Origin of the sequence: Stieleria mannarensis, assembly GCF_014154935.1 — a bacterium.
GTDB classification, from domain to species: domain Bacteria; phylum Planctomycetota; class Planctomycetia; order Pirellulales; family Pirellulaceae; genus Stieleria; species Stieleria mannarensis.
Genome location: NZ_JACEHH010000002.1, coordinates 241168 through 253658, shown reverse-complemented (window position 1 = coordinate 253658; position 12491 = coordinate 241168). Strand labels below are relative to the sequence as shown.

The following is a 12491-nucleotide window of genomic DNA, read 5'->3' as shown; positions in this document are numbered from 1 at the left end:
AAATGGAGTTCGTCGGTGATTGAGAAACTAAGTTCCATCTTGCGAGGGGTCTGGCTGCTCCGACACTCGCATCTGGTGTCGGATCTCGGCGAGCGTCACCGACACCTGTTGCAAGTGCGTGCTGTCAGGAACTGTGGGCGCAACTGTCGTGTTTCCGACGAGGTCGTTTTAAACGGCTTCGATCATCAACGTCTGGTGATGGGCAATGATGTGACGTTGTCCCATGGCATGTTGCTTTCATTCGGCGATCGACACAACGGATTCGGGAAAATCGTCATGGGCGATCGGGTTTGGTGCGGTCCCTACAACAACCTACGTAGCGGGGGAGGGACGCTCACGATCGGCAATGATTGTCTGATCAGCCAGTTTTGCACCTTGGTCGCGCGGAATCATGGGGTTGAAAAAGGGGTCGTGATTCGGAGCCAAAAGCCGACCGAGGATCGACGCGATGTGACCCTCGGGAACGACGTTTGGTTGGGGGCGGGGACAGCGGTCATGCCCGGAGTGGAGATCGCTGACGGCGCCGTGATCGGCGCCGGTTCGGTCGTGACCAGCCATGTCCCTGCAAACGAGATTTGGGCGGGTGTACCTGCCAAACACATCGGTCACCGATAGCGGTCGACGCGTTCGTCGTGGCGGCACGAATGAGTCGATTCCGGGCTTGGCATAACATGATGGACTTGATGAAACATGACCAGCTTGCGTGAATGTCTCGGATGTTGGGCCAACGAGCGGTGGAAGACCGAATGGGTTCTCCGCCAACCGCGTCTGGCCCGTCGGATGGGGATGACTTGGTTGGATTTATGTAACCGAAACGAACGTCTGTTGATCGATGGTGTGACGGGCGCAAGGCTCTGCGATTGGGCCGATTCGTCCATCTTGACGGTCGGTCGGGTCTTTCCACGCGTCCAGGAGCGTCTGTTTCAATACTGCTTTTCGCTTTGGCCGATCGCTTTAAACTTCAATCATGATCGGGTAACGTCGCCCAATCCGGAGGCATCGATTCTGATCGCCGTCGGTGGATCCGAAAGATTGCCCTTGCTTCGAATGGTCCTGGCCTCACTGAGGGGGCAGGTCGGCGTCGAGCTGGAAATCATTGTGGTCGAACAGTCAGATCACGCCGATCTCGAAGACCAACTACCGCCGGACATACGCTACCTGCATCGTCCGAATCCCGTCCCAGACCGCGGATTCAACAAGAGCCTCGCGCTGAACCAGGCGGCTGATCATGCCCGTGGTGCGGTTCTTTTTATCCATGACGGGGACTATGTGGTCCCACGCGAATACGTCAAAGAGGGGATTCGGATTCTGAATCAAAAAAACGGGTGCAGACCGGCGCGTTGGCTGTTCTATCTGGAACAAGACGCGACCCAGCGGGCCATCGCCGAGAATCAGCTCATGTTTCCTGGAATCGAAAAGATTGTGCAGAACAACCCGACGCCCATCGCGATCCGATCGGATGCCTATCGACGAATCGGCGGGCACGACGAAAGCTACTTCGGCTGGGGAGGCGAAGATCTGGAATTCCTGTCTCGGATGAGGACCGGTGGACGTGAAAACGGTGGCACCTTACCGGTTGTTCATTTGTGGCACCCGCCGGCTCCCAAGAAGGCCTCCGGCGACCGCAATCGCGAGCACCACGACCAGACCATGGCGGTGCCCGCTGAACAGAGGATTCGTCAGCTTCACTCGGAACGTCAAGAGAGACCACGATGCCAGAACTTGATGTGACCGTCGTCCATGTGATTCCGGAATCGGTTTTCTCGAATACCTATCACGGTAGCTACAAAGATACGATTTCGCGGGTCAGATTCCTTCAGGAACGTGTCGAGGATTATCGCCAGATTCGGGTGCCAGAGGACGAACCGGCAGCGGTCATGAGAGAACTGGTTGAAATCCGATCGCCTCGGTTCTTGATCGAGTACTCGCTGCTTCCGCGAATCACGGCTGCGATTCGCGAACGTCATCCTGATGCCTTTATTGCGGTCCGGTCACACAACATCGAGCCTTTCCAGCATTTAGACAATCACGGCTGGTGGTCCAAACGCGGCCCCCTCTGGAACGCCTATGCTTGCTCCCGGCTCTTCCGACATGACCTGGTCGCCAAACGGAATGCTTCTGAGATTTGGTCGATCAGTGATTGGGAAACGGCGGCCTATTGGGATCGCCTACCCGGCAGGGCCGAGTGTCGTTGGTTGCCCTATCATTGCCCCGCCCACCTGGTCAACGACGACCCGACCGAACATTCGCAGCGCACCCGGATCGTCTGTCTTCCGACGGCCAGCAAGAACCGCAAGAGTTGGGATTTGGTCACGCGATTTATCCGTTTGGCCGAGCATCTGAAACAAAACGGACGCAGCCGCTACGAATTTGTCATTACCGGAGATCTGCAAGATTGGGGGCTTCCTGCCTCCGACAGCGTTTCGTATACCGGAATGATCGACGACCTTTGCGGTTTCATGAATTCGGTAAACAGTGTCGCGCTCTTATCTCCGTTGGGATTCGGATTCAAGACGACCATCGGTGATGCGATCGCGAATAACGCGAGCGTCTTGATCCATCCAAAACTTGCTCGGCGTTGCCCGCCGATGATCAAGAATGCATTCGTGTCGATCGATACGGAAATGCTGGGCGATCCGGCGGTGATATTCGATCAAATCGACCGGGTGGAAGGGCATGCAAAGCTGGACCGGCAACTGCGCGCAATGAACAACGACGTTCTCCAAGGCCTGCTGCCGGGAAGTCCACGATCGGTCATGACGCAGGGCGTGATCGCCACCAACGAGAGGACCTGAGGGGATGTCGCCTGAGCGGGAAACCAATCACAGCCGACGTGAATCACCGGCGATCTCGATCGTGATGGGAGTCTACAACGGCGCCGCCAAGCTTCGCTTGACCGCGGAGAGTATTCTTCGGCAAACGTTCGATGATTTTGAGTTCATCATTGTCGACGACGGTTCGACCGATGGAACCGAGGAAGGGTTGCGTGAATTGGCGGCAAATGATCCGAGGGTGGTCGTCCTGCGGCAAGAGAATGCCGGACTGACCGAAGCATTGATCGCGGGATGTGCGGCCGCGCGCGGGGATTTGATCGCCAGACAAGACGTCGGTGATCGATCGTTGCCGTCGCGTTTGCAATGCCAGCACGACTACTTGCTCCGACATCCGGAAGTCGTTGCGGTGGGCGCCGGAGGTCGTCGGATCGGCCCGGCGGGAGAGTACTTGGGCGAAGCGACACGTGATTTGTCGCCCGATGCGGTGACGCACGCGTTTCTTACTCAAGGCATCGGCATTTCGCATATGTCTGCGATGTTTCGCAAAGACGCCTACATTCGCTGTGGCGGCTACCGCCGCGCGTTTCGGTATGCCCAGGACGTAGACCTCTGGTACAGGATGTCGCGACTGGGGAGTCTCGCCGAGATCCCCGACGTGTTGTTCGAGTGGGAAACCGAATTGGGCGGTATCAGTGTGGCTAGCCACGACCGTCAACGACGTTTGGCATCACTCGCACGCAAAAGTTTCGACTTCACCTTGCGAGGTCTTGATGATTCGGCGGTGTTAAGGGAAGCGGAAGAAACAAGTTGGGGAGAGTTGCCATCGGCGAGCATCATTTCGCCTCGCGACGCCCGGGCCAACGCGGAGTTTTTCATCGGCAGCCAATTGTATTCACTCGGTGACGGAAGATGTCGTGGCTACCTGAAGCGTGCGATCGCGGAGCGGCCGCTGAAGGTCCGTTCGTGGGCGAAATTAGTGCTTTCCTATTTGAAGATGCAGCGGTCCAGTGCTTGAACGAATGATCGATCTGCACCGCTTGGTGCAGGCTCGCTTGCGCGCCCGATGGTGGGCCGTTCGCGGGGCTTCGTTGGGGCCGAAAGTCAGTATCGGATCGAGAGGCCGGGTCGATTACCCGCGCGGCATCTCGATCGCGATACGTGTCACAGTTGAACAAGATGTCTGGTTTAAACTGGTCGACGAATCGGCGCGGCTGAGCATTGGCGAGTATTCGTTCATCGGACGCGGATCAGAGTTTGATGTGGTCGATCATGTCTCCATCGGGGCGAACACTCTGATCGCTCCGGGGACTTTCATCACCGACCACTCGCACAACTGTGAATCGGGCCGGTTGATTCGTGAACAGGGCTGTTCAAAACGCCCGGTTCGTGTGGGTGATGACGTGTGGATTGGTGCCAGGGCGACGATTTTGTCGGGTGTGACCGTCGGAAATGGTGCCGTCATCGGTGCCGGAGCTGTCGTACGAGCGGATGTGCCCAGCGGCGAGATCTGGGCGGGTGTTCCGGCACAAAAAATTCGAGAACGGTAGTTTCAATCATGAGTCTCAATGCGATCCGCCCGGAAAATGTCGGACAATGGCAACCAACGCAACCGATGATGATGCGTGTCGCGGCGTCGTTGAATCGACTCTCTCCACGCGGCAAAGGAGCGATTCCGCGGACGATCGGACGTCGATTCGGAACACACTGGAAGACCACCATCACAACGGATTCGGGATGCGTACTGGCTGTTGATCCCGCCAACCTGGATCTTTACGTGACGATCGAAAATGAAGGGGCGTGGGAACCCTGGATTCTCCGCGCCTGTGCGATCGTGATGAGACGGGGAGGAGTGATGTTCGATGTGGGGGCGAATGCGGGTGCCGTTTCCAACGAAACTGCGTTGGCATGTCCCGGCATTACCATCAAGGCGTTCGAGCCGCAGCAGGAACTTGCCGAACTGGTTGCGGTGTCGGCCTGTCTAAACGGGTTGAACAACATCGACGTGTTTCCCGTTGCCGTCGGAGAACATGACGGCACGGTGGAACTTCATAAGCCGGCACACGCGCTTCATGCCTCACTGATGGCCTCGGACGAGGCGGGGGAATCGATCGTAAAGGTGCCACTGGTTGCATTGGACGGAACGATCCGGTCGGGACAGCTTCCGCCGCCGAATCTGATCAAGATTGATGTCGAAGGAGGCGAATTGGGGGTCTTGTCGGGAGCCCAAAAGACGATCGCAGAGCACCAGCCGGCGTTGCTATTTGAAGCCAATGAGAGTGCGAACCGTTTCGGGTACAGCCGGGATGATCTATGCAGTTTGATTCGGCAATGTGCGGCCTACGAGTTTTTTGTGGTTGCCCCAGGCGACGTCCTTGCCGTTCCCACGGGTCGCGCCGAAGAGTTTGAGCCGGATTTCCAACGTCTGGAAACCTGACCCGTTGCGGCAAGAACCTGTTGTAAACTCATCGCCCCTTCAATTCACTTGTCCGAGTTCAAAACCGATCTATCGATCGTGATCCCGACCTTGGGGCGTGATGCCGTTCTGGTTGCGACGATCGAATCCCTGTTGCGTCTTCCGACCCGCGCCGACGAAATCATTATCGTCGACCAGACACCGCAGCACGCGACGGATACAGATGCCAGGTTGAAGCAATGGAGCGACCAAAGTCGGATCCGTTGGGTTCGACTCGATAGGCCCTCCATCACCTGTTCGATGAATCATGGGTTGCGCATCGCGACCTCGGGGCTCGTCCTCTTTCTCGATGATGACATTCGGCCACGCGGAGATTTGGTCGGCCAACATCGAGCCGCCCATGCCGAGTGTCCCGAGCGGTGGGCGACCGTCGGGCAAGTGTTGCAACCGTGGCAGAAACCGCTGGATGTTGACGCACCACGCCTGCTGACCGGATTACGGTTGGATGAAGATTTTCCGTTCCATTCGACGCGGGAAATGGAAGTGCACAATGTGATGGCAGGGAACCTCTGCGTCCACCGAGAGCGCGCCCTGTCGATCGGCGGTTTCGACGAAAACTTTCAGGGAGCGGCCTATCGATTTGAGACGGATTTTGCCCGCCGAATCGAAGCGGCGGGCGGAACGATCGTGTTTCTCGGTGGAGCGGGAATCGATCATCTGAGAGTCGCCAAGGGCGGGACTCGACTCGAAGGTGACCACCTCAGGAGTGCCTCTCCTCGCCACGGGGTTGGAGATCACTATTATGCGATGCGGCACGCCGAGTCGCGCGTTGAGGCACAGTTCTATTGTCTCCGACGGATGTTTCGCGAAGTCAGGACGAAATTTCATCTGATGCATCCGTGGTGGATTCCGGTCAAGCTTGTGGGCGAGGCGCGTGCCTATTTCGAAGCGAGCCGCTTGATCCGTCAAAATTCCGATTCGATCACTTGCCGACACGACCATTCAAGATAGCGTCAATGAAGCTTGCATTCTTGACCACCCATCCGATTCAATACCAAGTCCCGGTGTTCCGGCAGTTGGCAGCGGAATCCGGCATCGACTTTCAAGTGCTGTTCTGCACGATCCCGAACGCGGCACAACAGGGCGCGGAATTTGGCGTCGAATTCCAGTGGGACATTCCGCTGTTGGAAGGCTATCGCTATCACGTTTTGGAGAATGTCGCGAAGAATCCGGGACTGATGCATTTCGCCGGATGCGATACGCCAGGCGTGGGCGAGTGTCTCCGGGAACATTCGTTTGATGCGGTGGTGGTCAACGGATGGGTCGTCAAGAGTTGCCTTCAGACGGCTCGGGCTTGCAAACGTTTGCGCATTCCATGCATCGTCCGCGGAGAGGCGAACAATCTTCGACCGCGTGCATGGTGGAAGCGGCTGATCCATCGACGGCTGATGCGTTATTTCGACGCGTTTTGTCCGATCGGACAATCGAGTGCCGAATTTTATCGCGAGCTCGGTATCGGCGACGATCGAATGTTTATGGCGCCGTACTGCATCGAAAACGAACGCATTGAGTCCACAAGTCCCAAGGATTCGAAGGCGGTTGCCGATGCAAGACGTCGTTTCGGCATCGATCGCCAGCGCGTGTGCTTCTTGTTTTGCGGCAAACTGATCGAAAAGAAGCAGCCGATCGGATTGATGGAGGCGATCGCGGCCGCAAAAGAGCGTGGGGGTGTGTTCGAAGTGTTGGTCGTGGGGGACGGGGACCAGCGTTTGGAGTGCGAGCGGCTTGTTCGGGAACAACAGCTTCCCGTGAAGTTCACCGGCTTTTTGAATCAATCCGAAATCGGTCAAGCCTATAGCGCATCCGACGCACTTGTTCTGCCTTCAGACAACGGAGAAACCTGGGGGTTGGTCGTCAACGAAGCGTTTGCGGCGGGACTGCCTGCGTTGGTCAGTGATCAGGTAGGCTGTCATCCCGATTTAATTCACGCAGGTGAAACCGGGTGGTTACACCCATTCGGCGATTGGCAAACACTTGCCGACCAGATGTGTCGGGCAGCCGGCGACCGTCGCGGTCTTGCAGAAATGGGCCGCAATGCGAGAGCATTGATTCGTCGCTACAGTCCGCGCGATGCAGCCGACGGGATCTTGCGGGCCGCCCGCTATGCGACCGAGCAGGGCAGTTGACATGATGCGAATCGCGCTACTGGACACGACGATCCCCGGCCAACCGGGCAGCATGGGTCGCTATCGCGAACAGTTGGCCGCTGCATTGACAACGTCCTATCCGCAGGACGTTGTCGTGTCGACGGAGTTTCTCGGTTGCGACCGGGAGACACTCGAGCGGATACCAAGCCGATTGCGGATGTGGCGTCGGCACCACCACATCTGGTGTGCCGCCCGAAATTTGGATGTTTCCGATTATGACTTGGTCCATCTGCTTGACGGCAGTTTCGGCTACGTCGCCGCCGCGGTCTCGACGGATCGCGTCGTGGTGACAGTGCACGACGTGATCCCGCGATTGCAAATGGACGGAGTGTTTGCGGGTGCGCCTCCGGTCGGTCGTGGGGCAAGGTGGTTGATCAACCGGTCATTACAAAGTGTCCGGTCATCGCGTGTGATCTGTGCGGACAGTCAAAGCACCGCGAACGACTTGCTGCGTCACGCCGGTGCTGCAAAACGCGATATCCAGATCGTGCCTCTGGCGGTCGACACGGAGTTGTTCGAAGGCCCGCCGTTGAATTTCGCCGACGTCGGTCAACCGAATCCCTATTTGTTCCACTTGGGCAACAACGGGTTTTACAAGAACCGTCGCGGCGCGATCGAAATTCTGAAACGGATCGGTCTGGCCGTTCCTGTCGGGTTGGTGTTAGCCGGTCCTCCGCCGGATGATTCGCTCCGCGAGTTTTGTCGGGAAAGTGGGATGGCGGATCGCGTTGTGTTCGTCACTGATCCCGACCAACAAACACTCGCCAGGTATTACCGCGGTGCGGCCGCGTTCGTGTTCCCCAGCCTGTACGAAGGTTTCGGATGGCCGCCGCTGGAAGCGATGGCCGCTGGGTGTCCCGTGGTGTCGAGTAATGCCGGATCGCTTCCGGAGGCCATCGGACACGCTGGGATCATGGCAGATCCTGATGACTACGACGCAATGGCCAAAGCGTGTGAAAGGCTGTTGGTCGATCAAGCGTTTCGCAGCGAGATGATTCAATCCGGACGGGAACGCGTGAATCAGTTCAGCCGAGAGCGATTGGCCGAGCGGATGATGTCAGCCTATCGCGACGTCTTAAGACCTGAAGCTTGAAATTTGAAACCTAACGCTAAACTCGACACTTCTCGAAAGGCCTGTCCTTCCTCGCATTCGATCGCCAACAAAGTTGGCCGTCTTCTGTGGGCGATTTGCTGGTGGACGTTCTTCCGGCCCTCTCCAAGGATCATTTTCGCGTGGCGCGTTTTGCTGTTGCGCGCTTTCGGAGCGGATGTCAGCCGTTACTCGCGAGTCGATCCGACCGTTCGGATTTGGGCTCCCTGGAATCTGAAGATCGGGTTGGACAGCTCAATTGGGCAGCACGTGGACCTCTACAACCTCGGTCGCATCGAGATTGGAGATCAGGCCACCGTGTCTCAGTACAGCTATTTGTGTACGGGATCTCATGACCTTTCGGATCCGACGATGAAGTTGACAACGTCGCCGATTCGAATCGAGGACGGCGCCTGGGTCTGTGCGCGTTCGTTCGTCGGTCCGGGAGTGACGATCCGTGAAGGTGCCGTCGTGGGGGCATGTGGCGTTGTCGTCAAGGATGTCCAGGCTTGGACAGTTGTTGCGGGCAACCCGGCAAGGGAGATCAAAAAACGGAAGCTCTCGTCATGACGATGGCATGTGAACCTGAGGTCTTGAACCGTGCGACGCTGCCAGTGTCTGTCGTCGTGTTGGCAAAAGATGAAGCACGAAACATTCAACGTTGTTTGCGGGCACTGCGATGGGCTGATGAATTGGTTGTCGTCGATGACGGGTCGACCGATCAGACCGTTGAATTGGCACGATCGGAAGGGGCTCGCGTGCTGGAACATCCGTTCGAGTCTTTCGCAAAGCAACGCAATTGGGTACTCGAGCACGGCGAGCTCCGAAATGAGTGGGTGCTGATGCTGGACGCTGACGAAGTTGCCACGGAAGAGTTTGCCGATGAAATCGCCGCCGCGATCGAATCGGCGGAAGAGGACGTGGTCGCATTTCGCACTTGCCGGAAAACGATGCTTGACGGCGCGTGGCTAAAGCACTCTGACGGGTTTCCGGTTTGGATCATGCGTTTGGTTCGGCGCGGCAAGGCGAAGTTTGAAGACAGCGGACACGGCGAAGTCCCTGTCCCCGACGTGGAAGGAAAGGTGAGGACAATCCACGCCCCTTTCGTGCACCATGCGTTTAGCCGTGGAATGGACGATTGGTGGATGCGACATGTCCGCTATGCCGGTCGTGAAGCACGGCGTGAAATCGAAGAACAGTTCGAAGAATCGGTGTGGTCGATCTTCAGCCTCGATTCGAGCGTCCGTCGTCGTGGACTGCGAACGCTTTCGCGAAGACTTCCGGCACGAGGTGTCTTGAGATTTCTGTACCAATACGTGCTCAGGGGAGGGATGCTCGACGGATCCGCAGGGTGGCGGTACTGTCGGATGATGGCATGCTATGAATCGATGATCGCGATTCGCAAACACGAATGGAAGCGATCGCAATGTGACGGCCAGCGCCCGCCGAGATGATTGTCCGATGGATCTAATCTTTTACATCATTGTCGCGATCGGGGCGCTGGTTGCGATTGCCGATTGGCGCAGCGGGCTGGTCATCGCCATTGTTCTGGATTGCTTGCGTGATCCGATTCGGAAAATGACAGAAGGTGAACCGACGACGTTGACCTACTGTGTTTGTGTGATTTGGGGAGTCGCGGCGGTCAACCTGATTTTTGCCGGCGACCGGGGACTTCGAACGATCCGCAATCGTTTCCCATGGATCGAACGGTCTGTGATGTGGTACGTGATGGGGTTGGTGCCCGGGGCGATCATTGCGTTGGCCCTTTACCAGAACGGCGTGCTGTTGGCCGCATTGGGGTTCGTCTCTTATGCGGCCCCGTTGCTGGGGATTGCGTTGGGTGCGGCGTTGGCCTACGACTTGAAACAGCTCAAACGGATTCTGCAGGTTTATGTCGTTGTGAATTCGGTTGCGTTCGTTGGGTCGCTCGCCGAATGGCTGCAATGGGATTGGCCGGGACTCGGCGGACTTCACGGGTTTGAATGGATCCGCCACATGCCTGGCGTCGTTGTCCCGTTGATCTCTGGTTTCTTTCGCAGTCCGGATATCGCCGGGTTTCACGCCGCCAATACGATGATGGCTTCCGCAATCTTGCTCATGAATCGAGGGGATAAGCCAGGTTTTCGACGTTCGATCCACCCGGTCTGGCTGAGCACCGCCGTGTGGAGTGTGGTTCCATTGATGCTGTGTGGAAGGCGGAAGATGCTGATCATGCCGGTTGTCTTTTTGATTTCCTATCTGTTGTACCTGCAGGTCGCGGCGAAGAAGAATGTGTCCCAAGCCGTCGGGTATGTCGTGCTGCTCGTCGCGATCTCCGCAGTGCCGTTGTCAATTTATCGGGATCAGGAAGGATTGGAGGATCATCAGGCTTACTATGCCACGACGATCAGCGACCTCGCTCCACGCTTGAAAGACAACGTCGGCGGAGGCGTCATCGATACGTTGAAACAATCCGGATTCATCGGTTCCGGACTTGGCGTTGCCACGCAAGGGGCACAGCACTTCGCGACCGAGGCCAGACGTGACGTCTGGCAGGAAGACGGGATCAGTCGACTTTTTAAAGAACTCGGTATCCCCGGTGTGCTACTCATGTCCGTCGCATTCCTAATCCTGTTTCGAAACTGTCGCGAACAAATCCGTCGTCAGAGGTTTTTGCCGCTGATCGAGATTCAGGCCTTCACCTTCGCGCTGGTGATGGCGAACCTTGCCTCATTCGTCGCCTCGCATCAGCATTTCAGCGGCGACCCGGCGAACGCGTTGTGGGTTTTGCTGTTCGGAGGTGTCTTCGTGGGGACGCTCGCAATCCAGCCCCCCCTGAACGGAGGGCGGGATTTGTAGGGTTCGTCACCGTCATTGCAGTGATCCCCAATTTGACTTGACCGCACCATGGCGGTTTGACGCGGCGAAAGGAATTGCTCGGGTCGGATGGTATCGATTATGGGGGGCTCGTCGCGCGAAGGAGACGCAAACACTGCCAAATGAGGGGGCGTCGGGGAGCGAATAAGCAACAATGGAGATTTTCTACCACCGAGATGTTGCATCTGCTCACGTTCTCACTAGTCTCTAGGTTGCTTGTGTGCATCCCTTGATTTGACAGATGAACGACGCCCAACAATGAACTGCTCGAAACTACTTGCTACCGCTGTAATCGCGATGATGGCCTTCAGCGGGAGCGCCAATGCCGCGTTGGTTTCATTCCTCGGTTCGGTAGACACCGGCAGCCCGGTCGCTCTCGGGTCCTTTCCGCGAAATTTCAAGTTGGTGTTGGACTATGATCCCGCCCCAGGCGGTATCGATACCACGGTCAGTGGAACCCTGACATTTCCCTCGACCCCGAATCCGAGCACATCGAATCCGGATAGCAACGCCGAGGTCACGGTAGCCACCACCGGAACACTTCGTGTGCGAGACAATTTCGGGACCACACCTCAGGATATTGCGGCGTTCAGCGGAACGGTCGCGGCTGGTCTTTTGGGGCCGAATTTCGTGAATTACAACTTTTCGTTCTTGAATCCGCCCGACACGGTTTCCTCCACCGACCTTTCGCCTGCTTCCTTGGCTGTTCTGATCAATGGCGAAACGACGATCGCATTTTCAGGAGGTCCGAACGGATTCCGAGGCGACGGAACCATCCGTGGGGCACCGGAGCCCGCGACGATGGCCGCTTTGACGGGACTGGTTCTCGGCGGCTGCGGAGTCGGCTACCGACGCCGCAAGCGTCGCCGAGCAGAGGAAGAAGAAAAGTAGGCCATCTTGAGCTGATTGTCGACGATGGATCAACAAAGGCGAGTCCCAGTGGGATTCGCCTTTTTTTGTTGAAATTCAAGGTTTCAAGGACTCTAACGCGCCCATCGGTCATGATGACCTTGGAACCGCTTCTTCGCCGAAATGATCATGGTGCAGGCCGATGAGTCGCTTGGGTCTATTTCTGACGAATTCGAATCGGCCGGCGATGCGGCACGTTAACATTCGCTTCATAATACGGATCGAACGCACGTTGACGCGTG

13 protein-coding genes are annotated in these 12491 nt (G+C 57.1%); all 13 read left to right on the top strand.

Annotation, left to right across the window (positions count from 1 at the left end; translation table 11 throughout):
* Positions 1-15: 15 nt before the first annotated feature.
* The 13 genes from H1B37_RS34275 (at position 16) to H1B37_RS02220 (ending at position 12231) form a co-directional block, all read left to right on the top strand.
* Entirely contained in the window at positions 16-615 is a 600-nt protein-coding gene (locus H1B37_RS34275) for an acyltransferase (RefSeq protein ID WP_182864983.1), read from the top strand.
* A 75-nt stretch (positions 616-690) separates the two neighbouring features.
* Complete coding sequence (locus tag H1B37_RS02275) at positions 691-1731, top strand: glycosyltransferase family 2 protein (protein WP_182864982.1); 1041 nt, start codon at positions 691-693, stop codon at positions 1729-1731.
* On the top strand, positions 1713-2795 hold the full coding sequence (locus H1B37_RS02270; RefSeq protein WP_182864981.1) for a hypothetical protein: 1083 nt from the start codon (positions 1713-1715) through the stop codon (positions 2793-2795). Before H1B37_RS02275 ends, H1B37_RS02270 begins: the two co-directional genes overlap by 19 nt.
* Positions 2796-2799: 4 nt before the next feature.
* Entirely contained in the window at positions 2800-3789 is a 990-nt protein-coding gene (locus H1B37_RS02265; protein ID WP_182864980.1) for a glycosyltransferase family 2 protein, read from the top strand.
* Positions 3782-4321 carry an acyltransferase gene (locus H1B37_RS02260; RefSeq protein WP_353620760.1) on the top strand — a complete coding sequence of 180 codons (540 nt, stop codon included), beginning with the start codon at positions 3782-3784 and terminating at the stop codon, positions 4319-4321. The genes H1B37_RS02265 and H1B37_RS02260 overlap by 8 nt, the downstream gene beginning before the upstream one ends.
* A gap of 8 nt (positions 4322-4329) precedes the next feature.
* Positions 4330-5208, top strand: a complete 879-nt coding sequence (locus H1B37_RS02255; RefSeq protein ID WP_182864979.1) for an FkbM family methyltransferase — start codon at positions 4330-4332, stop codon at positions 5206-5208.
* 48 nt (positions 5209-5256) lie between these two features.
* The gene (locus H1B37_RS02250) at positions 5257-6198 is read left to right on the top strand and encodes a glycosyltransferase family 2 protein (RefSeq protein WP_182864978.1); all 942 of its coding nucleotides are present in this window, start codon (positions 5257-5259) and stop codon (positions 6196-6198) included.
* A 5-nt stretch (positions 6199-6203) separates the two neighbouring features.
* Positions 6204-7373 carry a glycosyltransferase family 4 protein gene (locus tag H1B37_RS02245; RefSeq protein ID WP_182864977.1) on the top strand — a complete coding sequence of 390 codons (1170 nt, stop codon included), beginning with the start codon at positions 6204-6206 and terminating at the stop codon, positions 7371-7373.
* A 1-nt stretch (position 7374) separates the two neighbouring features.
* Positions 7375-8487, top strand: coding sequence for a glycosyltransferase family 4 protein (locus tag H1B37_RS02240; RefSeq protein ID WP_182864976.1), 1113 nt, complete (start codon positions 7375-7377; stop codon positions 8485-8487).
* A gap of 369 nt (positions 8488-8856) precedes the next feature.
* The gene (locus tag H1B37_RS33595; RefSeq protein ID WP_286177323.1) at positions 8857-9054 is read left to right on the top strand and encodes an LbetaH domain-containing protein; all 198 of its coding nucleotides are present in this window, start codon (positions 8857-8859) and stop codon (positions 9052-9054) included.
* Positions 9051-9938 (top strand): glycosyltransferase family 2 protein, encoded by an 888-nt coding sequence (locus H1B37_RS02230; RefSeq protein ID WP_182864975.1) that lies wholly within the window; start codon positions 9051-9053, stop codon positions 9936-9938. Before H1B37_RS33595 ends, H1B37_RS02230 begins: the two co-directional genes overlap by 4 nt.
* Before the next feature lie 7 nt (positions 9939-9945).
* Complete coding sequence (locus H1B37_RS02225; RefSeq protein WP_182864974.1) at positions 9946-11322, top strand: hypothetical protein; 1377 nt, start codon at positions 9946-9948, stop codon at positions 11320-11322.
* A gap of 276 nt (positions 11323-11598) precedes the next feature.
* Positions 11599-12231 (top strand): hypothetical protein, encoded by a 633-nt coding sequence (locus H1B37_RS02220; protein WP_182864973.1) that lies wholly within the window; start codon positions 11599-11601, stop codon positions 12229-12231.
* The last annotated feature ends 260 nt before the right edge of the window (positions 12232-12491 follow it).

Excerpts from the sequence above, each read along its gene's own strand:
- H1B37_RS02275 (WP_182864982.1), top strand. The coding sequence starts at position 691 with ATGACCAGCTTGCGTGAATGTCTCGGATGTTGGGCCAACGAGCGGTGG.
- H1B37_RS02225 (WP_182864974.1), top strand. The coding sequence starts at position 9,946 with ATGGATCTAATCTTTTACATCATTGTCGCGATCGGGGCGCTGGTTGCG.
- H1B37_RS33595 (WP_286177323.1), top strand. The coding sequence starts at position 8,857 with ATGAAGTTGACAACGTCGCCGATTCGAATCGAGGACGGCGCCTGGGTC.
- H1B37_RS02270 (WP_182864981.1), top strand. The coding sequence starts at position 1,713 with ATGCCAGAACTTGATGTGACCGTCGTCCATGTGATTCCGGAATCGGTT.
- H1B37_RS02230 (WP_182864975.1), top strand. The coding sequence starts at position 9,051 with ATGACGATGGCATGTGAACCTGAGGTCTTGAACCGTGCGACGCTGCCA.
- H1B37_RS02240 (WP_182864976.1), top strand. The coding sequence starts at position 7,375 with ATGATGCGAATCGCGCTACTGGACACGACGATCCCCGGCCAACCGGGC.
- H1B37_RS02265 (WP_182864980.1), top strand. The coding sequence starts at position 2,800 with ATGTCGCCTGAGCGGGAAACCAATCACAGCCGACGTGAATCACCGGCG.
- H1B37_RS02220 (WP_182864973.1), top strand. The coding sequence starts at position 11,599 with ATGAACTGCTCGAAACTACTTGCTACCGCTGTAATCGCGATGATGGCC.
- H1B37_RS02245 (WP_182864977.1), top strand. The coding sequence starts at position 6,204 with ATGAAGCTTGCATTCTTGACCACCCATCCGATTCAATACCAAGTCCCG.
- H1B37_RS02255 (WP_182864979.1), top strand. The coding sequence starts at position 4,330 with ATGAGTCTCAATGCGATCCGCCCGGAAAATGTCGGACAATGGCAACCA.